The organism is Lactiplantibacillus pingfangensis (genome assembly GCF_005404945.1).
Lineage (GTDB): Bacteria > Bacillota > Bacilli > Lactobacillales > Lactobacillaceae > Lactiplantibacillus > Lactiplantibacillus pingfangensis.
Genome location: NZ_BJDG01000017.1, coordinates 1 through 21,605, shown reverse-complemented (window position 1 = coordinate 21,605; position 21,605 = coordinate 1). Strand labels below are relative to the sequence as shown.

The 21,605-nt window shown below is 44.9% G+C and carries 15 protein-coding genes; 10 read left to right on the top strand and 5 right to left on the bottom strand.

Annotation, left to right across the window (positions count from 1 at the left end; all coding sequences use genetic code 11):
* The first annotated feature begins 203 nt into the window (after positions 1-203).
* Complete coding sequence (locus tag FFM74_RS08795) at positions 204-1,553, top strand: DUF2252 domain-containing protein (protein WP_137626260.1); 1,350 nt, start codon at positions 204-206, stop codon at positions 1,551-1,553.
* Positions 1,554-1,708: 155 nt separating this feature from the next.
* Here the strand turns inward: FFM74_RS08795 and FFM74_RS08790 are convergent, their stop codons facing one another.
* The 3 genes from FFM74_RS08790 to FFM74_RS08780 all read right to left on the bottom strand — a co-directional run bounded on the left by FFM74_RS08790 (position 1,709) and on the right by FFM74_RS08780 (position 4,286).
* Positions 1,709-2,686 (bottom strand): aldo/keto reductase, encoded by a 978-nt coding sequence (locus FFM74_RS08790; protein WP_137626259.1) that lies wholly within the window; start codon positions 2,684-2,686, stop codon positions 1,709-1,711.
* A 239-nt stretch (positions 2,687-2,925) separates the two neighbouring features.
* Positions 2,926-3,714: a type I methionyl aminopeptidase gene (gene map, locus FFM74_RS08785; protein WP_137626258.1), complete on the bottom strand. Its 789-nt coding sequence runs from the start codon at positions 3,712-3,714 to the stop codon at positions 2,926-2,928.
* Positions 3,715-3,965: 251 nt separating this feature from the next.
* Entirely contained in the window at positions 3,966-4,286 is a 321-nt protein-coding gene (locus FFM74_RS08780; protein WP_137626257.1) for a helix-turn-helix transcriptional regulator, read from the bottom strand.
* A 279-nt stretch (positions 4,287-4,565) separates the two neighbouring features.
* On the opposite strand from FFM74_RS08780, the gene pnuC reads away from it, so the two are divergent.
* The 5 genes from pnuC (at position 4,566) to FFM74_RS08755 (ending at position 13,378) form a co-directional block, all read left to right on the top strand.
* Complete coding sequence (gene pnuC, locus FFM74_RS08775) at positions 4,566-5,354, top strand: nicotinamide riboside transporter PnuC (RefSeq protein WP_137626256.1); 789 nt, start codon at positions 4,566-4,568, stop codon at positions 5,352-5,354.
* 214 nt (positions 5,355-5,568) lie between these two features.
* Positions 5,569-8,730, top strand: coding sequence for a bacterial Ig-like domain-containing protein (locus FFM74_RS08770; protein ID WP_137626255.1), 3,162 nt, complete (start codon positions 5,569-5,571; stop codon positions 8,728-8,730).
* Between the two features lie 241 nt (positions 8,731-8,971).
* A complete protein-coding gene (gene treR / locus FFM74_RS08765) occupies positions 8,972-9,694 on the top strand; it encodes a trehalose operon repressor (RefSeq protein WP_137626254.1) in 723 nt (240 codons plus the stop codon).
* Positions 9,695-9,715: 21 nt separating this feature from the next.
* Positions 9,716-11,365 (top strand): alpha,alpha-phosphotrehalase, encoded by a 1,650-nt coding sequence (treC, locus tag FFM74_RS08760; RefSeq protein WP_137626253.1) that lies wholly within the window; start codon positions 9,716-9,718, stop codon positions 11,363-11,365.
* Positions 11,366-11,380: 15 nt separating this feature from the next.
* Positions 11,381-13,378: a PTS sugar transporter subunit IIABC gene (locus FFM74_RS08755; RefSeq protein WP_137626252.1), complete on the top strand. Its 1,998-nt coding sequence runs from the start codon at positions 11,381-11,383 to the stop codon at positions 13,376-13,378.
* Between the two features lie 92 nt (positions 13,379-13,470).
* On the opposite strand, the gene FFM74_RS08750 is transcribed toward FFM74_RS08755, so the two are convergent.
* Positions 13,471-14,868, bottom strand: coding sequence for an aspartate ammonia-lyase (locus tag FFM74_RS08750; protein ID WP_137626251.1), 1,398 nt, complete (start codon positions 14,866-14,868; stop codon positions 13,471-13,473).
* 1,077 nt (positions 14,869-15,945) lie between these two features.
* A complete protein-coding gene (locus FFM74_RS08745; protein ID WP_137626250.1) occupies positions 15,946-16,722 on the bottom strand; it encodes a hypothetical protein in 777 nt (258 codons plus the stop codon).
* Between the two features lie 207 nt (positions 16,723-16,929).
* Here FFM74_RS08745 and FFM74_RS08740 point away from each other — a divergent pair, with 207 nt between their 5' ends.
* The 4 genes from FFM74_RS08740 to lpdD all read left to right on the top strand — a co-directional run bounded on the left by FFM74_RS08740 (position 16,930) and on the right by lpdD (position 21,212).
* Positions 16,930-19,119, top strand: a complete 2,190-nt coding sequence (locus tag FFM74_RS08740; protein WP_171000693.1) for a glycoside hydrolase family 65 protein — start codon at positions 16,930-16,932, stop codon at positions 19,117-19,119.
* A gap of 156 nt (positions 19,120-19,275) precedes the next feature.
* The gene (locus FFM74_RS08735) at positions 19,276-20,085 is read left to right on the top strand and encodes a chitosanase (protein WP_223877202.1); all 810 of its coding nucleotides are present in this window, start codon (positions 19,276-19,278) and stop codon (positions 20,083-20,085) included.
* A 149-nt stretch (positions 20,086-20,234) separates the two neighbouring features.
* Positions 20,235-20,798, top strand: a complete 564-nt coding sequence (locus tag FFM74_RS08730) for a UbiX family flavin prenyltransferase (RefSeq protein WP_137626247.1) — start codon at positions 20,235-20,237, stop codon at positions 20,796-20,798.
* 3 nt (positions 20,799-20,801) lie between these two features.
* The gene (gene lpdD, locus FFM74_RS08725; RefSeq protein WP_137626246.1) at positions 20,802-21,212 is read left to right on the top strand and encodes a prenylated flavin chaperone LpdD; all 411 of its coding nucleotides are present in this window, start codon (positions 20,802-20,804) and stop codon (positions 21,210-21,212) included.
* Positions 21,213-21,605 lie beyond the last annotated feature (393 nt).

The following is a 21,605-nucleotide window of genomic DNA, read 5'->3' as shown; positions in this document are numbered from 1 at the left end:
ATGAAATTCCTCCTTAGTTTTAGAAAACGTTTTCATTCCTTGATAACTTAAATTGTAGCTGAATCCACGGTGGGCGTCAATGGAAGACCTGTTTAATTAATGACTTCAGACAATTATTTTAATAAAATTGTCGGCTTAATCCTTTCGTTTTGACCAGATAAATCGTTATAATGGAAATAGTTTAAAACAAAGGATTGATGTTCATGCCACCACTTGATTTATCACATATTCGCCAGCATCATACTGTGGCCGAACTGATTGCGTTAGGCAAAGCGCGCCGGTTAGTCACGTCGTTTGATCAGCTCGGGTCATTTACGCCGGTTAAACGCGATGCCGCCGGATTTTTGAAACGTGTTCGTGAGATGTTAGTGCCAGAATTATTACCGCTACGTCAGGAACGGATGTCGACATCGGCTTTCGCCTTTTTTCGTGGGTCCGTCGAATTGATGGATTATGATTTAGATTATCAAAAGTCAACTGAAATTCCAGCTGTGGTTTGCGGTGATGCGCACATTGGGAATTTTGGGTTTTATGCATCACCAGAACGGCGCTTAGTTTTCGATTTGAATGACTTCGATGAAGCCGGTGTGCATCCGTGGGAATGGGATTTACGGCGGTTACTCGTGAGCGTTATTTTAGCGGCTCGAAATTCGGACTTTAAGCCGAAAAAAGTTGAGGCTTTAGTCCGGGAAGCGAGTGCCAGTTATCGTGAGGCCATCAAGCGGATGTTCAATCAGACCACGCTCGAACGTTTTTACCGTGATAATGAAGTTCAAGCTGTCTTGAATTTTGGTGGCGAGCCAGCAGATACGGCTGATTTCATTGCTGATTTGGTCAAAAAGGCGACGAAGCGTAATTCGGAACAAGTCGTTCGGAAGTTTACTTGGACGACTAGCAAGGGTGAACGGCAGTTTAAGGATAATGCCCCACGTTCCGTGCACATTGATAAAAAAACTTATCGCGCATTGAAACAAGGTATCACCCAGTATTTGCAGACGGTACGGACGGATGTGGCCTTGCTGTTATCGCAATATGAAGTTACCGATATTATTCGCCATAGCGTTGGTGTCGGTAGTTTTGGGTCGTTGTGCTACCTCGTGCTACTCACTAGTACGGATGGGAGTCACATGGTATTGCAAATCAAGGAAGCCTTGCCAACACGTAAAGTCGGGAGTCAGTCACGGCAAGCTTTGACGGCTGCGATGGAACTTACCGAAGGCCAACGGATTGTCAGTTCTCAACGAATTCTACAATCGACTTCGGATGTCTTTTTAGGCTACTTCCAAATGGCTGATAAGAGTTTTTATGTCCGCCAGTTTCGGGATATGAAGGAATCAATTGATATTCCGACCTTGTCATGGGGGCAATTCCAAGCCTACGCGAATACTTGTGCGATGATTTTGGCGCAAGCCCATGCGCAGAGCCCAACCGCCGCAATGATTCGTGGCTATGTTGGGAGCTCAACGAAGTTCGATGACGCGATGGCTAATTGGGCCGAAGCGTATGTGACCCAAGTTGAAAATGATTATCAAACTTTTTTAGAGTTGGTTTAAGCTTTAATTGATAATACAAACTAAAATGGTGAGTTCAGAGTCACGAGGACTCGAAAAAATTAAAAAGCTGTCAGTTGTTACTTGAGAGAAGTCTCGCGTAATAACTGACAGCTTTTTAGCAATTGCTCAACTCAAAAGCAGTTTAACAATGCGGTTTACCATAAATATTCGACTGGGTTCTTAATATAATGATTATAAACATCACGCACAATAGCCATTTGATCCGCTGTAAAAGGCGCCAAATCTGCGGCAGCGGTGTTGCGCTCGATTTGGGTTGGATTGCTGGCACCCGGAATGACCGCTGAAACGGCGTCATACATGAGAATGTAGCGCAAAGCCATGGCAGCCAGTTGATCGGTTCCCAACCGTTCCTTTAAGTCATCGGCAGCTTTGACACCGGTAAGATAATCCACGCCAGAGAAGGTTTCGCCTTTGTCAAAGTGTTCACCATGACGGTTATTACTGCGATGATCCGCTGGTGAAAAAGTGGTGTGCGCGGTGTATTTACCGCTGAGTAAGCCACTTGCTAATGGCACCCGCGCTAAAATACCAACTTGTTGTTGCTTGGCTAGCTCGAAGAATAGTTTGGCTGGCCGTAAGCGGAACATGTTGAAGATGATTTCAATACCTGCAACGTTATAGTCGAGTGCTTTTATACCTTCCTCGACCTTTTCGACACTGACACCATAGTGGCGAATTTTACCGACTTTTTGGAGTCGATCTAGTTCAAAGAACGTTTCTGGTTGGTAAAGCACTTGCGTTGGTGGACAGTGTAACAATACCATGTCCAAGGCATCGAGACCCATGTTCTTAAGCGAGGCATCAACGTAACGATCCAAGCTGGCTGGGGTGAAATGGTCCGCAGTCAGTGGTTCCTCTTTACGGCCAATCTTAGTGGTGAAGTGAACGTCGGGATGAGCTTTGATAAATTTCCCGACTGCTCGTTCACTGGCGCCACCTTGATAACCATCAGCGGTATCAAAAAAGTTTACGCCTTGCGCATAGGCCTCGGCTAAAGTGTCTTCGGCGTCTTTTTCGCTAAACGGCGCGCCCCATTTGCCACCTAATTGCCAAGTTCCCAATGAAACTTCACTAATATTAAATCCAGTCTGACCAAATTGACGATATTGCATTTTAAAGGCTCCTTGTATATTAAATATGATTATATATAACTATTATGCCACTTATCTTAGGTTCTGGATCAAGCATACCATGTTACTAACTAGATGCTTAGAAAATGATGGCTAGATGGTGTTGCGGTGGTTTAAACATTGCGAGTTATGCTGGTCGATTTCTGAGGATGACTTAAACTATGCCATCAAAAAGCCCTCAGGATTGACATTGCTGTCCAATCTTGAGGGCTTATACTGTACTATTTCAACAAATATTTAGCATCGAAATCGTGGTCATATGAAGATAGGATCTTTGGGCCGTCATCAGTAACGACTAAAGTATGTTCGTATTGGCAACTTAAACTGCCATCCATTGTCCGAACCGTCCAACCATCATCAGCGGTTTCGCCAGAACGCCAGTCGCCAACGTTAACCATTGGTTCGATAGTAATCGTCATCCCAGCCTTTAAGCGGGTACCATGACCGGCTTCACCATAATGAGGAACGTCAGGTTTTTCATGCATCGTCGGTCCGATACCATGACCGATGTATTCACGAACCACGCCATAACCCATTTGGTTTTCAGCGTAATTTTGAATCGCCCAGCCAATATCACCGATACGATTACCGACAACTGCTTGGTCAATCCCAAGGTACAAGGCTTTCAAGGTAACATCCATCAATTTTTGAACTTCAGGGGACGTCTTACCAGCGACAAAGGCGTGGCAAGAGTCGCTCAAATAGCCATGATAGTTAATGACGGTGTCGACTTTTAATAAGTCGCCGTCCTTAATTAGGATATCTTTGCTAGGACAGCCGTGACAAATCATGTCATTTACGCTGACACAAGTTGAGTATTTGTAGCCTTCAAAGTTGAGTTCGCCAGGGGTAGCATCATGTGCAATGATGTATTCATAGGCATAGTGGTCAACGTCCCAGGTGGTCAAGCCGGGTTTGATGTAATCTTCGAGTGCATGGAACAAGCCAACCATAATATCGCCGGCTGCTTGCATGCCCTTAATCTCACGATCTGATTTAAGAGTTATCATATTTCCTCCAAAAAAATTTAAATAGTGTTAATCAAAAAGATTCCTTGTCTAGTATACTCCAGGCGAGGGGTTCCGACAAAAAGCAATGTTTGTGAGCGTCGGGGGGAGTCATATTAGTGATTGAGTTTATAAATATTATTGTAGTCGCCAGTTAAAAATACGAAATAAAGAGACTGGATTCTCTAAAATGCAGGGAATCCAGTCTCTTCTTATGAAGTTATAGGACGAGTATCATTGAACTGCAAAGAGTTCTAAGCGGTGGCCCAATCGAATGCTTCAACATTGGCGTGGTTAGTTGATGTCTGATTTGAAAATCGGTAATTAAAATCCAATTGCAATAACCACTTGGCGCTTAAGCCGGTTGCTTGCTCAATTTGTTTTGCAACGGCGATACTCATGAATGCGCGACGGTTTAAAATGACTGACAACTGTTTTTGAGAAATCGCAATATGAGCAGCGAAGTCGGTCTGTGTAATATGGTGATAAGCCATCGTTTCTTTTAGGACATCTGCAGCTGAAGTCGTTGGGGCAACTTCCATCTCAATCGCACTATCAAGCTCAACTTTGTACATGAAAATTCCCTCTTTCTAGTGGTGGTCAGCAAATGACAGGCGATGATAGTTTTCTATAAAAATTTCTTGTACGAAAAAGCACCGCGCTGACGGGAAGGAAACGGATTCGTTGTTTACAATTGAATTAATATTTGAAAATTAGCTCTTTTCATCCGAAAAGATAATGATACAATATATAGTGTTGTTTCAAACAGAAAGCACTACATATTGTGGTGTAAAACGTGATAGTTGGCCAACTATGATGACACAACGTTATCTTTTATATACGGAAAGAGGAGCATGATTTTGAGTAACTATTTTAAATTTCTATCGCACCAATTGAAAGGTTGGCCACAACAGAACTACTATTTATTTTATTTTAGCTTGGGTTGCCAAGTAATGACCTTGGTAAGTGCCCCAATCACAGCGCTATCTATTCTAACATTTATTGGGACTACTTTGGGCGTTTTATGTGTGTTAGCAATTAATGCGGCTAAGTCAGTTAACGGGTTGCTTGGGGTTATCTCAGCGGCATGCTTCATCGTGGTTGGTTTCTCAGCCAAGAACTATTTGAGCATTGGCGAACAATTGGCCTATGTTGTTACGTTGGATATTCCAGTGTTACTCAGTGCAAGCTGGAACGTCAACATGGTTTCCAAAATCCGTAAATTTACGGGGAAGACTTGGATCGTTGCTATTGTGTCAACGTTAGTTGTTTATGGTATTTCCGGTTACTTAATTGGCGCGTTGACGGATGATCCACGTCCATGGGTTGATGCCATTAGTTTCGCCATTTGCTTAACTGCTGGGGTGATCTGCTTCTTACGGTATAACAATCAATATTTCTGGTGGATTGCGTCCGGCTTAGCACAAATGGTGCTGTGGTTTATTTCATTCCGTCAAGGTTCAGCAACGCTCGCAATGTTTATCAATAGTTCTATTTATTTGATGAACGATGTGTTGGCCTTCACGGTTTCACCTTGGTACAACAAGCATGAACGGGCACGCTTGATTGCTGAAGAAAAAGCGAGTGCTCAAGCTGAAAAGTCTACTGAAGCCAATGTTTATGGCTTAAATCATCAAGCTTAATTAACATGATAAAAATAACGATTACTAATCTTGCGAGGAAGATGCTAAGGTTAGTAATCGTTTTTTTGTCTAAAAGTTTATGAAAGCGAACAGAATTGTTTTCAAAATTCCGTGACGAAATCTTCCTCATTTTCAGCAACTTATTTTATAATTAGTTCAAGCAGTTAGTTGAGTGACTCAACGGGCTGACTAACTTTGGGGGAGACTTTTAAGCATGCAAAAGACAACGGACCATCAGCGCCATTTTAAAATGTACAAACACGGTAAGATGTGGCTAACGGCTGGCATAACCGTCGTGGCTTGGCAAGTTGGGGGACTCGTTAGCCAGGCTGCTAACACTGTGCCAATCCAGACGGCAGCGACAAAAACGAGCGTGATTGCACCAGCAACAAAGTCGACAACTTTACGACAGTCGACTAACATTGATAAAGCGAATAGGGCCACCGTTTCAGCACCGTTAGCCCCAAAAAAGTCACTTGAAACGACAGCTAGTAAAGTTGTGGGGCAACAAACTGAAAGCAAGCCACAACCGCAGCCAACACTTTCCGTGACACAACCAGCGCCAGCGAAACCTAAATCGGCTCAAGTTGTTCAAGCTCAGCCTGCAACGGTGCAGACAAGTTCCCAGCCGGTAAAAGCGCCAGTTGATCAAGTGCAGGCCAGCAAGTCGTCATCGGAGCACACAAGTAAGCCTAAACCAACGGAAAAGTCAGTGCCTAATGAGCCTGTAAAATCAGCGATTCAGCCGGATAAGCAGCCCATTAAACGTTCTGGAACTGATCCGACCGCACCAACCACAGCCAAGGACTATCCTGCTTACAAGCAAACAACTAATCTTGATCAGGGCCTCTTTGGCACGAGTGAATGGTGGGTAGATGCTAATCGGAACTTGCATATTGGTGCGGGTCAGTTAGCAGATACTCATATTTGGGACAACTATGATCCTGACCAAACGGCAGATTTTAGCCGTAATCGTGCGGCACGGTTGTCGAGTGATAACTCACTTTGGGGCAGTGAAAAGGACAATATTAATAAGATTATTTTTGAAGATACGGTTAAAACTGGCGCAGATGCTTCCGGACTATTTGCTGGTTTTGACTCATTATCAGAAATTATTGGCCTGACTAAATTAGAGACAAGCCAGGCGACTAATATGGCGTTCATGTTTGCGATGGATTTCAAGTTGACCCAATTAGATTTATCGAATTTTAAGACGGCTAATGTGACGAATATGAATGGCAGCTTCGTTGGCCTCAGCAGTCTAGAAACGATTGATGTTTCTAAACTTGATACGCATAATGTGACTGATATGACAGAAATGCTGGCGGAAAACGCCAATTTGACGCAGCTGGATCTTTCGACCTTGGATACGCATAATGTCACCCGGATGACCGGCATGTTGATGGATGATGCTAGTCTGACACAACTTAATATGACCCATCTGGACACGAGCAATGTCACCCGGATGGATTATATGCTTCACGGTTTGGATAGTCTCCAAACTATAGATGTCAGTGGCTTTAACACGAGTCAGGTTGTTGATATGCGGGCGATGTTTGGCCGAGATGCGCCGGAGTATTTTACTGATTCAGAAATGCCAATCGAAAACCCGCTGTCGCTTGATCTGTCTAATTTTGAGATGGGCAAGGTAGACTCGCTGTTAGAACTGCTGAAGGTGCCACTTCAAACAATCACGCTCGGACACGGGTCGCGCTTGACGGTAGCGGTCCCTTATCAAGATGATCAAGGTTACGAACATGAGCAGCAAACGACTGGTTTGTCGGCGGCCTATGAGGCCAATACTGTCTATGATGGCAAGCTGTACACCGGCAAGTGGGTCAACACGCAAACTCAGCAAGTTTACACGACGGCCGAACTGGTGGCACTTTATTCAGAAACGGGTGCCCGTCCGGTTGCGACTTATCGACAACAGACCAATCTAGAAGTTAAAGATACGGTTGTTAAGCTGGGGACAACTTGGCAAGCCGCGGATAATTTTGTCAGCGCGACTAATGCTGATGGGAGTGCGGTTGAAGTGGACAATCCACTGATTCAAGTTGACCAGCAACCAAATACGCAACAACCGGGTCGCTATCAAGTCAGCTATCACTTTGTGAATTCTGAGGACGTTGCCACTAGCCGGCAAGCTCAGACGGTGGTTACGGGTATTTTGCTGAATGAAACCAGTAAGCAACTCAGCACGGTAGCACCATGGACACCACTCGACAATGTCAAATTAGCCGTTGATGCAACGGGAGCGGTTGTCACAACGACGGGTGTACACGCGACAATTATCGATGAAAATAACCAAGTGGTGACGACCGTTAACATTCCAGGCCGCTATCGGGTCAACTACTACCTCGCTGATGATCCGACCAATGTCGCGACGATGCAATTGACCGTATATAACTTGGCGAATGTCACGGCAAAAGACAGTGCCATGACCCTTGGCGAAACTTGGCAAGCGAGTGATAACTTTACTGCCACAGATGAAAATGGGCAGTTATTGACGTCAGCTGCGATGATGCCACAGCTCACGGGACAACCCAATACGCAAGTTCCTGGCAATTATACTGTGAGCTATACGACTACCGATCCAGCGGGGAACCGGCTGACCGTCACTGCAACGGTGACTGTTGCCGGCATACAATTGAAACAACCGCGGCTAAATTTGGTCACGACGGCAAATTGGCAACCACAGGAAAATTTAGTCTCAGCAGTCAATGCTGCTGGACAACGATTAGCGATCACAGAATTGCAAGTAGTCGTGACTGCAATGATTAATCGGCTGCAAGCTAAGGCTGGGTCACTGTCACAATTAACCGTTCCAGGAACTTATATGGTGAGCTATCAATTCATCGACCGTTTGGGCAGCCATCAAGCTCAGACTTTAGTGACAGTCACGAGTCAGGCTAGCGTAAACGCACGCGATCAACAACTACAGCTGGGTGAGTCTTGGCAACCACGCGCTGGTTTTGTGAGTGCGACGGATGAAGCCGGTCGACCGCTTGCTTGGAATATGATTAAGGTGACCGGACAGGTGGCGACACAGCGCCCGGGCCACTATTTGGTGAGCTATTCGTACACTGATGCCGCTGGCAATACAACAACTAAAACGACAACTGTCACCGTTTTAGCCACTCACGCCGTTGCTAAGCCAGACAATGATAACCGGCCAGCTAGTAGTCAGACGACAAAAGTAGCAACACCGCAACCGAACTTGAAAAAATTAGCGGTGCAACCGACGCATTCAAACGCCAAATTGCCACAAACTGATGACTCACAATTGGACGCGATTTCAACGATTGGGCTAGTCGGACTAGCGATGACTGGCTGGTTGACGGTGCTAGCTTATCGTAAAAAGCACCGATCTTAGGTAACACAAGTAATTCTAGAAAACACTGGTCCTAACTATTCGGAGATATTAAAGGCATCGTGGCTGTAGTCACGATGCCTTTTTACGACTTGTCTATACTTGATAGACAAGACGAAATAAAAATGAAAGCTACTAGTATCGGCATTTATAACGACTAAAATTAAAACGTTGACAACTTGTCTAAACAAGTTTAAGATGAATTTTGTAAGCGATTACTAGAAGGCTGAGGAGGTTAGTTTGAATGGTAAACAAAGCAGCGTTAGTTTATGACGATTTGCTACAAAAAATTGATCGCGATGTTTATAAGCCGGGCACCTATTTACCTAGCGAAAATCAGTTATGCCAACTCTATGGCATTTCCCGTGAGACTGGCCGTAAAGCCCTAGCAGAACTAGCTGAAAATGGCTATATTCAAAAAATTCGGGGCAAAGGGTCAATTGTCATTGAACATCGGCAGTATGAATTTCCAGTGTCCGGTATTGTGAGTTACAAAGAATTGGCCGAAAAAATGAATGTCACCACAGAAAATGTGGTTTATGGTTTTGAGGAACATGTGAGTTTACCTGTTCAGATGTTTACCTCATTGGGGGTGGAAATGACGGCAGCGCCAGTAACTGCAATTAAGCGCGTCCGGGTGATTGATGGTGAACCAGACATTATTGATAAAGATTATATTTTAACTTCAATCGTCCCTAAGCTACCTAAAGCGGCGGCTGCCGATTCATTATATGCTTATTTTGAAGGTGAATTGGGCTTAGACATTGCGTATGCAACTAAGGAAATTACGATGGAGCCGGCCAATGATGAAGATCGCGAACAGTTACAACTGGATGCTGGCGCGTATGTGGCTGTCGTTCGTAGTGTGACGAGTTTAGCAGATGCCACACCATTTCAATTTACAGAATCTAGGCATCGTGCCGATAAATTCCGTTTCCGGGATTTTGCTCGGCGGACTAAGAAGTAATAAGCAGAGAGGGAAAGCAAGATGAAATTATCGCAACAAGTGATTTATCAGATTTATCCAAAATCTTTTTACGATAGTGATGGCGACGGTATTGGTGACTTACGTGGGATTATTGATAAGATTCCGTATCTTCAAAAGTTAAACGTTGATATGATTTGGTTTAACCCATTTTTCGTCTCACCTCAAAATGATAACGGTTACGACATTGCGGATTATTATCGGATTGATCCAACTTTTGGGACAATGAGTGATTTTGACGAATTAGTCGCTAAGTTAAAAGCAGTCGGAATTGGCGTCATGTTGGATATGGTTTTTAATCATACGTCGACTGAACACGCTTGGTTCCAAAAGGCCCTCGCAGGGGATCGCAAATATCAGCAATTTTATTATTTGCGCCACGCTAAGCCGGATGGGAGTTTGCCAACCAATTGGGAATCTAAATTTGGTGGCCCTGCTTGGAGCCGGTTTGGCGACTCAGATCTGTACTATTTACACTTATATGATCCAACACAGGCCGACTTAGATTGGCATAATCCGGCAGTCCGGGCAGCTTGTGCCGAAGTGGTGAATTATTGGCGTGATAAAGGGGTTAAAGGCTTTCGTTTTGATGTAATCAATGTCACTGGTAAAGCCGATCAATTGGTGGATGCGCCTAAAGGTGTTGCCAGCAAGACGCTTTACACCGATACCCCGATTGTTCAAGACTATTTGAAGGAATTAAATAAAGCGAGTTTCGGTCAAGACGACGCCAGTGTCACGGTTGGCGAAATGTCTTCCACAACAATCAAAAACAGTATCGGTTACACGAATCCAGCTAATCATGAATTATCAATGGTGTTCAACTTTCATCATCTCAAGACGGATTATGTCGATGGCCGCAAATGGTCGCGGATGTCCTTCGACTTTCCGCGGTTAAAACATTTACTGGATGGCTGGGCCACTGGAATGGCGGCTGGGAATGGTTGGCAAGCACTATTCTGGAACAATCATGACCAACCGCGGGCACTCAATCGGTTTGGTGATGCGGGTCGCTATCGGGTTAAATCCGCTGAAATGTTGGCGACCGTCATTCATTTGTTGCGGGGAACCCCATTTATCTACATGGGTGAAGAGATTGGGATGACCGATCCGACTTATGACTCGATGGCCGATTATGTGGATATTGAAGCGTTGAATGCTTATCGCGCGCTAGTTCGAAGCGGCTACAGTCATGCGGATGCGTTTACCATTGTAAAAACTAAGGCCCGTGATAATTCGCGGACGCCGATGCAATGGGATACAACTGCGACAGCCGGTTTCACAACTGGTCGGCCGTGGTTACAGCCCACGAATCAAGCCAAGATCAACGTGGCTGATGAATTGGCACACGGTGAAATTTTCAATTATTATCAACAGTTAATTAAATTACGCAAGACGATGCCAATCGTGGCGGATGGCAGTTATCGGAGCTGGCGTTTAGATGATGATCAAGTTTTCGGCTATTGGCGTGAGCTAGGATCACAGCGATTACTCGTTTTAAATAATTTTTATGACACAGCTACCACCGTTGCGTTACCAGCGGAGATGCTGGCGGCCAAAGTTTTATTATCAAATTATGATGACGTTAAGGTTGAACCACAGCTGGTGCTGAAACCATACCAGTCGATAGCCTTATTACGTGATCAGAAATAAAAGGAGCGAAATATTATGGCAAAAATGCAAGCGGTCACAATTGCAACACCGGTCAATGGTGATGTGATTCAACTTAAAGCAGTAAAAGATCCCGTCTTTTCAGCGGGCATGATGGGTCTCGGGTTTGGGGTACAACCGAGCGATGGCCAAATTGTGGCACCTGTTAGTGGTAAAGTAACGATGGTTGCCGAAACGAAGCATGCCCTTGGGTTTGCAACCCCCGACAACAACTTGGAAGTCTTAGTTCATTTGGGGATTGATACGGTTGAACTTAAAGGCAAGCCGTTTGAGTTAAAAGTCGGCGTGGGTGACGAAGTGAAAGCTGGCGACTTGATTGCGACCATGGATATGGACATGATCAAGGCGGCCAATAAACAAGATACCGTCATCTTAGCGGTAACTAATTCCAGCGATAAGTTGGAATCTCTAGATATCCACGAGGGGACTGCTACGGCCGGCACGGCAGTTGCCACTGGACGTTTGAATGCCAATACTTTCAACGCGAAGCGCCAAGGACGATTGCCAAAAGAAGGCAAGTATGATGAATTAGCAACTGAAATCATCAAAAATGTCGGCGGTGTCGACAACATTAGTAGTTTGATTCATTGTATTACACGGTTGCGGTTTTATTTGAAAGATGAAAGCAAAGCTAACGATGAGGTCATTGCCAACTTAAAAGGCGTGATTGATGTTGCTAAAGCGGCAGGTCAATACCAAGTCATCATTGGCCCGGCCGTGACGGATGTTTACGATGCGGTCATCAAACAAATTGGCCCGGAATTATCAAATGATGCTGAGACCGCCAAAGCTGTTGCTGAGACAACTGCGGCTGCTAATCGACCAACGACCGTTTGGGGCAAAATTAAGTGGGGCTTTAGTAGTTTAATTGGGGTCATCACGGGCTCAATGATGCCAGTGATTGGCTTGTTGGCTGCTTCCGGTATCTTAAAAGGGGTGCTCGCACTATTAACCACCTTCAAGTTGGTCAGCCCAACGGATTCCACCTATGTCATCATTAATGCCATGGGCGATTCAGTCTTCTACTTCTTACCAATCTTTGTCGGCTTCACGGCGGGTAAAAAATTGGGTGCAGATCCAGTCATCATGGGGATTATCGGTGGGGTCTTAACGTACCCGGCGTTGGTCACAATGGCAAGTGGTAAAGCAATTAGTTCGATTTTAGGAATGAGTGTTAACGCAACGTTCTTCGGGTTGCCTGTACACATGGCTTCTTATACCTACTCAATCTTTCCAATGATTGCCGGGGCGTGGTTAGCTAGCAAGTTGGAACCGTGGCTCAAACGAGTGATTCCAACCGTGTTACGGATGATTTTTGTGCCATTATTTGAAGTGATTATTGTTTCTGGTGTGATTATCTTGTTCCTTGGTCCGATTATTACGATGCTCTCAACTGGTTTAGCAAACGGGATCGTTTGGATCTACAATTTGAGCCCATCAATTTCAGGCTTGTTAATTGGTGGTTTCTATCAAGTCTTAGTTATTTTCGGTTTACACTGGGCGGTTGTCCCAATTGTTGCCAACGATATTGCCTCAACTGGTCACAGTTATTTAAATGCGATTATTTCGGCAACAATGGTTGCGCAAGGTGGCGCTGTTATGGCGATTGCCTTGAAGTCAAAATTAGCTAATATCAAAGAATTAGCTTGGCCAGCAACAATTTCGGCGTTTTCCGGCGTCACTGAACCTGCGATGTACGGGATTAACTTGAAGTATGGCCGGGCATTCGTGACCGCCAGCATTGGTGCTGCTGTTGGGGGCTTCTTAACTGGTTTGATGCGGGTCAACATGTGGGGCTTTACTGGTTCTCTGATCGGGTTCACCTCATTTGTTAATCCTAAGGGAATGGACTTTAGTTTCTGGGGCTTCTGGATTGCTTCTATTGCGACAGTAATCGTATCCTTCACGTTAACTTGGCTATTTGGGTTTAAGGATGAAGATGTCAATGCGGTTAAAACGGCACCTAAGAAGCGTCATTTAGGCGAAACGGCCTAAAGTGATCTTGAATATAGGACCTTGCTGATAAAATAGCAGTCGGTCATGACTTGTGTTGCTTCTTCAAGTCATGACCGACTGCTGTTTTTTGCTTACGCTTGGTTTTGAATTGATGGTGAGTGAATCGTCCTTGGCTGTGTCAAGCTGGTCGGACTAAAGAGCTGATCAACTAAGGTTGCGGATAATAAGTTTTCTTTCAATAATAGCGTTTTAACTGACTGGTGCTCGGCAACCGCGCGCTTGATTAACTTGGTTGTCGCCATATAGCCTAAATAAGGGGTTAAGACCGTGGCGGTGATGGCAGATTGTTCAACGGCAGTCGCACAAGCGGCTTCGTTAACGGTCAAGTCGCGCAGACAATTTTTGACGAGCGTGTGCATGGCTTGCTGCAAGTAGCGTTCGTTAGCCAATAGGTCGCGAAGCATGATTGGCTCAAAAGCGTTCAACTCCAGCTGGCCAGCCTCAGCAGCCATCGTCACGGTGACATCGTTGCCGATGACTTCGAAGCAAACTTGGTTCACCACCTCTGGAATAACGGGGTTAACTTTTCCGGGCATGATTGATGAGCCAGCTTGTTTGGCCGGCAAGTTGAGTTCGGCCAAACCGGCTTGTGGCCCACTCGACAAGAGGCGTAAGTCATTACTGAATTTTGATAAATTGACGGCAAGGGTCTTCATTGCACCCGAAAATTCAACAAAGGTATCACAGTTTTGCGTGGCGTCAATCAAATCTGGTGCTGACTGCAAATTAAGCTTGGTGTTTTGATTAAGTGCCAATAAAATATGGGTCTGATAATAGGGTGTCGCATTGACGCCGGTACCAATTGCCGTGCCGCCAAGATTGACAAGCTGTAAGTGCTCGCCAGCGGTTTGCAAACGTGCTAAATCCCGTTTGAATAAATGATAGTAGGCTTTAAAAGTGCGGCCATAAGTTGTCGGCACGGCGTCTTGTAACTGGGTGCGGCCAACTTTAATGGTCTCGCGATAATGATTAGCTTGTACGAGTAGTGTCTGGATTAATTGCCCAACTGCGCCTAATAAACCAGGTAGTTGCTGAAGCAGGGCCATTTTACCGGCTGTGGGAAACGTATCGTTGGTAGATTGTGACTGATTAACGTCGTCATTGGGCTGTAGCTTGAGCGCTGGATTTAACCGATGCGCCAAGTTCGCCACAACTTCATTAACGTTCATATTAGCCGAAGTGCCGGCGCCGCCTTGAATTGCCGGCACAATAAAACTATCTGCATGCCGGCCGATTAACAATTGGTTGCAAGCGGCTACGATGGCAGTTTGCTTTTCGACTGATAAGGTGCCAGCAGCTTGGTTGGTCATTGCTGCTGCCTTTTTGATTTGAATTAAGCTTTGAATAATTAATGGATCTAACGGTTCGTGACTAATCGGAAAATTCCGCACTGCCCGTACCGTGTGAATGCCATATAATGCCTGCTCATCAATTGGTAATTTGCCAATACAATCCTCTTCAATCCGCATGCCATAACCCTCTTAATTAGATTTCATGTTAGAACTTCTTACATGAATAGTTAGAGTTTAGACCATTAGATTTATAATACAATGGCTGGGAAATAGTTCTGAATAATCTTAATCAAATGGTGTTGATGACTAACGTTTATTCAGCAAAAATCATAGTTGACTTATTTTTATGTTGTAAAAATCAAATGAGTTAACATAGACCAATTGTGACGAGCTGTGAAATTTTATAAGCGCTCTGTCAGTCAGAAACGTTGTGCTGTGCGGGACAGTCTCAGCCAAAGGACGGTCTGAGACTTCGATTCAAAGCCGACAATTCACGTCTTTGAATCGCCCTGTAAGATTAGGCGGCCAAGGACGCCGGCCAATCTTACCGACACGGCACAACGTTTCTGACTGACTCCGCTAAACCTAATTATCTGGAAGTTGGGACTGATAGTATCGGTTGCGAGGGGGGAAGCTGTACTTGGTTTGTCCCAATCCTAACTGGAAGCGACAGCAGTTAACTAATTTGACTGGGCTGATTATCAACACGGTAGGTTTTGTTCGAAAATTTCATCTTTCAGTTAATCAGTAGTCAAAAACATCAGTTAGTCATTACTTGAAGTAATGGCTAACTGATGTTTTTGCACGAACTAACTGAAAGATAGATGGTGGCTATCAATCTTAGTTTAACAATATAAATAAAATATTAATCACGGACAATCAATAAAAATAGCCAAGAGATTTCAAAATATTGCTGACCGGCGCCATTATTTTGAAGAATCAAATCAACTGTTTTTAAGTCTTTTATCCTTATAGCCATTAACCTAGCTGGAGAGCGTCGCTGATTGCATCGGACGTGAAATTCCCGTTAGAACGGCGCTTTTTGCCGGTCTTACGGGACGGACGGTCCGGGATAGTTGCGATTTTTGCAACCATTCCGGGCGAAGGCCAAGACCGTTCTTCAGGCTTGGCCTGGTCCCTCGTCCGCATGTAATCAGCGACGCCCGGAAGCGAAAACGTTAACTTCTTTTCATCGCCAATGTACTGGATACTACTATCGTTTTTCAACCTTTACGAACTAAACCTAAGCAAGGCTTAGATTGCTTGTAATTGTGCTTGTTGCCGAATGGCTTCCACGTAAATGCGCACGAAAGCTGTGCCATAGGTTGCCGCCAGTTGTTGTTCCAAATGTGGCGTCGGTGGTAATTGCCGCAATAGTGGTCGAATCCATTGATTTGTCGGCAATAAGCGCAATAGTTGATGACTCGTAAACTGTGAAAACAGCAAATTGCGGCCAAAATATTGACTTAATCTTGCTTGAAATGCTGGTTGCTTAACTGGCACCAGCTGTAAGCTGCTGTTATTCATATTTCCTAATAACAATTTGGCGCTGGGGAAATCATCGTGTAAATCCAACCGCTGATTCTTATAAGCTTTAGCGATGGTTGGTGATAACTGGACTAACCAAATCAATTGATGCTGTTCCAAATGTAAAATGAGCCGTAAAGTCACAATATCAAGATTGCTTAACTCGTAGCTGTACTGGCGTAACGTGGTTGGCGTCAAGCGTTGCCGCAACGTTTGCTGGATTGTCGTGAAATCCCCAGCTTCCCAAGTGACTGCTAATTGATCGTGATTACTCAGCCACAAGCTGTGGTCTGCGATACGTAGCGTTAGAAAACGGGGGGCCGAGTGAGACACGGAATCGAGCATTAATAACCAATAAGAACTGGCACTCGAGCGGGCAAAGTTACGGGCCAAGACATGAACATTTGTTGGCAATGCCGTTTGAACTGCGAGTTGCAGTTGTCGGCGATGCACATCAGTATTTACGAATTGATTTGGATCATGATTAATTCGTCGTTTTGCCATTGGCCGTCTCCTCCTTCAATGATAAATCGCCTTAATTATAAGTCAAAATGGTGATGCCAACACAGATAAGTTCTAAATTAACCCCGATTTTAGGCAATCGATGGTGAATCCAGCTATTGAGCTGATTTTCGGGGTATACTTAAAAGTAACTGTTAGCGATTTAACGCTAATTGTAAACGGAAACAAAAATCGATGAGGGGGTCCAGCATGAATTTATGGAAAATTACTGCCACGCAACCAACCCGTGAGCTAGCATCTAAATTGACGGTTAGCAATGGGTTAATCGGCGTTAAGGACTTAACTGAAGTACCGCAGTTACAAGAGGGATCGCAAACTGAATCAGTCGTCTACGTCAATGGGTTCTATGATTATGAACCAATTCAGTATGGCGAAGCACAATTCGGTTTTCCACAACGTAACCAGACGATGATTCCATTACCAGCGCCAACACGTTTTGAACTATGGCTTGACGATGTTCCGGTTGATTTAGAACAAGGTAAGCTAGTTTCACAACAGTATGCCTTGTCGATGCAAACGGGGCAGTTCACCCATGAGTTAGTTTGGGAGGAGACTGCCACTGGTCGGCAATTAGAAATCAGGTTAACAAGACTGACAAGTTTAAAAACGGCGGCGTTATTAACGCAACAAGTTGCCGTCAAAGCCCGCAACTTTAAAGGTGGTAAACTGCGGGTAATCTCTGGGATGCACGCGCCAGCAACACCCCAATCTGCTGATTTTGACCCCCGCTTAGCGCATTATGATGCTGCTGAAATTTTGGATAACCAACAAGTTAAGCAATTGTCACCAACCGTGCGAAGCTTAACCTTTAAAGCGTTACAAAGTGATCAGCAATTGAGCTTGTTGACTAGTTATGATCAAGCCGGTGACTGGGTTGCTGACGGCAATTGGATGGGTGAATTTGAATTAGGTGCAACGCCGATTACGGTGACTAAAAAAATCTGGGCCGAATTAGGTGACGCTGAGCTCACTGACGCAGCGCAAACGAATTTGGCTGCGACATTTGAAGACATTAGTCAATCACAGGCAGCCGCATTGGCAGACTTTTGGGCGACTAGTGACATTCAAATTACTGGCGATACGGAATCGCAATTAGGGATTCGGTTCTCGCAATTTGGGTTATTACAAGCCGTTGGACTGCATGAGAGTGGCCGAGGGATTGCTGCCAAAGGCTTAACCGGTAGTGGCTACAACGGTCATTATTTTTGGGATACCGAGATTTATGAAGCACCATTTTTCTATTGGAATCATCCCGAACTTGCCAAGCGCTTGCTGATGGTTCGATACCAACAATTATCGCATGCAAAAGCCTATGCGCAGTCACTCGGCTTGGATGGGGCCTTGTTCCCTTGGCGGACCATCAACGGGGAAGAGGCATCGGCCTATTTCCCAGCTAGTACCGCGGCCATCCATATTGACGCTGATATTGCCTATTTGGTGATTCGTTACTATCAAATTACACACGACGCCACCTTTATGCGTGATTATGGACAGGAACTTCTAGTTGAAACAAGTCGTTTTTACTTGAGTTATGGTAATTTTGCTGATGATAAAGGTTTCGTTTTGAATACGGTTACCGGACCGGATGAATATACGGCCTTAGTGAATAATAATGCCTATACGAATTATTTGGTTCAATTTGAACTCCGCTATCTGACAGATCATTTTACGCAAAAAGATATCGGGCGGTTTAAAGTCTCGCAACGTGAATGGACAAGCTTTAAAACGGCTGCTGATCAGATGTACTTTGAAACGCATGGCGATTTGATTGCACAAGATGACAGTTTCTTGTCCAAAAAGCGCCTTGATCTGACTCGGATTTCTAAAGATCAATTTCCATTGCTGACGCATTTTCATCCATTAGTCTTGTATCGCTTGCAAGTTCTAAAGCAAGCGGATTTGCTCTTAGCGATGGTCTTGTTACCAGAACAATTCAGTGATGCGCAAGTGCAGACGAACTATGATTATTACGAACCACTCACGACGCACGACTCATCATTGTCGCCGGCGATCTATGCGATTGCTGCAGCGCGATTGGGCAAATATGATGGTGCCATCGAATTTTTCAAACGGACGATTAATACCGACTTGCAGAATACGCAAGGAAACACGGCCGATGGGTTGCATTTAGCTGCCATGGGCGGTAGTTGGATTACGTTCGCCTGGGGCATGATGGGATTAACGGTGACGGATGATACCGCTGAACTCAAGCCATATTTGCCAACCGGTTGGACAGGATGTCGCTTTAAGCTTAGCTATCGTGGGACAATTTATACGATTGATGTCACGGCAACGGCATTGACGGTGACTGGTGCAATTAGTGATGAAGTGACAGTTAATCAGGAACAAGGGACGATTACTATTAACGCCATGAAATAAGCCAAACCCAGCAAATGGTCTACCAGTATCAACTGGCACAGACCGTGCTGGGTTTTTAATTGGTCTAATATAAAACAAATTATGAATAGTGTCGCCATAATCTTTTAAAATCCGGTAAACTAAAAGAAAAGTTGTTGGAAAATGGGGGCAGTTTTAATGCGTAAATGGTGGGGATGGTTAGTTGGACTAGGTATTTTATTAGGACTGAGCAGTGGTTATTGGTATTATCGCATGCACCGAACCATTATGACTGGTGAGCTACGGGCGACCACCTTTGCACTCGTTTCAAGTGCCGAAAACTCGTCATTGGACTATCAAAAGCAATATCGCTATATCGCTGATATTGGTGACGGCCGGGGCTATACTGCTGGTATCATTGGGTTTACTTCCGGGACGGGTGACTTATTGCAAGTCGTCAAACGTTACCAAACGCTACAGCCAAAAAACCGGTTGGTCAAATATTTGCCAGCTCTCAAACGCGTGAATGGCACTGAAAGTCATCGGGGATTAGGGCGTGCTTTTGTAAGAGATTGGCATCAAGCGGCCAAAGATCCGAAATTACGCCAGGCTCAAAATGATCTGTTGGATCGACACTATTTGAAGCCAGCTGTACGTGCGGCACAACAAGATGGGTTATCGCCTTTGGGGCAGTATATTTATTATGATGCAATCGTTGTCCATGGTCCTGGTAATGATGCCACTAGTTTTGGTGGTATTCGGAAAGCCGCGCACCAACGGGCCAAAACGCCAGCACAAGGTGGGTCTACTAAAACCTATTTACGGACTTTTTTGACCGTCCGCGCGCACATTATGCGTGAAGAAAGTGCCCATCATGATTTGTCACGACTCATCACGCAATGGCAGTTCGTTTGTGATGGCAAAGACCAATTGCAGTTGCCACTAGCTTGGAAAATGTACGGGGATAGTTACCAATTAACGCCGGCTAAATTAGCCAAGCTTCGCTGAAATAAAGGCAAAATTAACGCTAGCTTTCGTTTTTAATAGTCACAAATGGAATAACACATCGTCTGAAGATGAGTTGTTCAGCTTACCGGTCATCGCTAGAATAGATGGTAAGTGAAAAACAGTGATTTTTAAAAAGTGAAGGTGACAAAATGAAGCGACTTATTGTTGGGATTACCGGTGCATCAGGTACGGTGTATGCGGTTGAGTTATTAAAAAAATTACATGAGCTCAAAACGGTTGAGGTTCATCTGGTAATGAGCACTTGGGCCAAGAAGAATTTAGCGTTGGAAACGACCATGACACTCAAACAGTTACAGGAGTTGGCCGACTATACTTATAATATCAACGATCAAGGGGCCACGATTGCTAGTGGGTCTTTTCTGAATGATGGGATGGTCATTGTGCCAGCAAGTATGAAAACTGTGGCTGGGATTGCCTATGGTTTCGGGGATAATTTAATTTCACGAGCGGCGGATGTGACGATTAAAGAGCAACGCAAGTTAGTGATTGTGCCACGTGAAACACCGCTGAGTGTGATTCATTTGGAAAATTTGACTAAGTTAGCGCGATTGGGCGCCCAAATTGTGCCACCAATCCCGGCATTTTATAATCATCCCCAGACGATCCAAGACTTGGTTGATCATCAGACGATGAAGATTTTAGATGCGTTTCAAATTCCAAATGAAAATGATCATCGCTGGGAAGGAGATTAGCCGATGGCAACTTTTACGACCGCCCAAGCGGGATACACCATGATGGCTGAGCTACAGGTGATTGGTCAAGATCTCTTAATCGTCGTTACCGGTGGGACTAACCCGCATATCGGTGACGTGACCACGGTGACGGCCAACACGACTGCCCAAACCGTTAAATTTCCGAGCCACGATGGCCGTTTTCATAAGGATAATTTTATTTCTGAGCGAATGGCAGCAAGTCTTAAACCATACTTACCGGGAAGTTGCACGATTACGGCTGGAATTCATGTTAATCAAATTACCAAGGCACAAATTGCGGCCGCCGCACCGATGACGCTCGCACTGAGTGAACAAATTATTGACTGGTTACGGGTTAATCCGATTGTTGCTGCGACGCCAGAATATTATGGCCCAGATGACGCGCCAAAATAACTGCGGTTATTAAAGTAGTCAACGTTGTCGCTTCCGGGCGGCGCTGATTACATGCGGACGATGGACCAGGCCAAGCCTGAGGAGCGGTCTTGACTTTCACGTCCGATGCAATCAGCGACGCCGGCCGGTTAATTAACGATTGGCAGATTTCGGTTGAAGCCATAGACGGGTCTGTCCCGCTATAGCACAGAGATCCCGACTGATGGTGGTAATCACAATGCCAACCTAGAGTTGCCTATCGCTAACATAATAGTACTTACGTATGTTTTGTGTTTGCAACTTTGACTGATATTAGCTAAATTAACGACAAATAAAGGGCTCTTTGTCAACTGTTGTTGGTAATCAGCTATCATTAGCGCCCAGCCGCCCCGTGGCTGGGCGCTTTCTGTACAC